1 protein-coding gene is annotated in these 1,195 nt (G+C 43.1%); it reads right to left on the bottom strand.

Annotation, left to right across the window (positions count from 1 at the left end; translation table 11 throughout):
- Nucleotides 1–1,195, bottom strand: a 1,195-nt coding sequence (locus A3735_RS30065) for a hypothetical protein (protein ID WP_197485580.1), incomplete at both ends; no start/stop codon positions are given.

Below are 1,195 nucleotides of genomic sequence, written 5' to 3'. Positions count from 1 at the left end.
TGGTTATCATCACGCTCGTAGCGGTTTGGGCGATTGTTACTGTCGTAGCTGAAGCGGCTTATAGAAGTTTGAGTGTTTTCCTGGTTGGATCGAATGTTATGCTGGCTTAGCATATTGCCGTTTAAGTCATAGTTATAGCTGATTGAAGAGTTTGCTTCGCCGTCATTATCACTATCCTCAGATTGAGATCTAAGCCTGTTTCCGGAGTATGTATATGAGACGCTTGAAGCAAGTTCGCTATTGCGACTGACTGTATACAGAATAACATTGCCCTCGGTGTCATATTGATATTCTGCCAAAATATCTATTGTGCCATCATTCCCCAAATCAGTTTCGAGTTTTGACAGTAGAGAGTCTTGGTAAGTGTAGGATTGCAATATATCGAGTTCGTCTTCAGGTCTATCTATTTCTTTGCTCAGGATATTACCGTCATCATCATAGCTGATTGTTTCAACTGTATTTGACGCGCTATCAGATGTTTGCGTTAAACGGTTTTGACTGTCATAGCTGTAGTGAATGGTTTTGTCGACAGTTCCATCGTTATTGAAGTCTGTTTCCTGGCTTGTTAGAAGCCGCTCTTGGCTGTATGAATACTGAACGAGGGTTTTATCTAACTTACCTTCATTCGATAAAACTGCAGAGTTAAGGTTTGATTCGATACTGATATCGAGGTTTTCATAAAGATGTTGGGCTGCTTGAGTGAAGGTTCTGTGGCTTTCGATATTGAGTTGCGATAGAACGCCTTTAAAATCGACTTGCTCGGTAAACTGGGAGGCCTTTACATAGAAATTGATTGTTGAAAGCTCTAATTCTGTGTGAGCGTTTCCAAGGTCTATGCCGTTCTCAGGCTCGCCGTCCTGGTCGAGTGCCTGAAGGAGTGTCGCTATGTTGATGACGCGGTCAAAGCTGGATATGTCGGTGCTTTGCAGACTTGTAATGATACTTTTTTCACTGTTTAGCGGGGCGGAACCGGATAGATCAAAAGGCGTGATAAGTTCCTGTGCTTCTGATGTACCTAGATAGATTCCACCAATAGAGAACTTAACCTGTTCGCCATCGCTATAAGAAAACTCACCACGCTCATTCGTCATGCCTGACTGTGTTTCTGTTTCATAATATAGGCCTGATACCGGGCTATCACTAAAACTGCCTGTTCTGATATCCGCTGGTTCAGTGCTCGATTGCTTGCTACCGC

Source organism: Oleiphilus sp. HI0061 (assembly GCF_001635675.1).
This window is presented reverse-complemented; position numbering and strand designations above follow the sequence as displayed.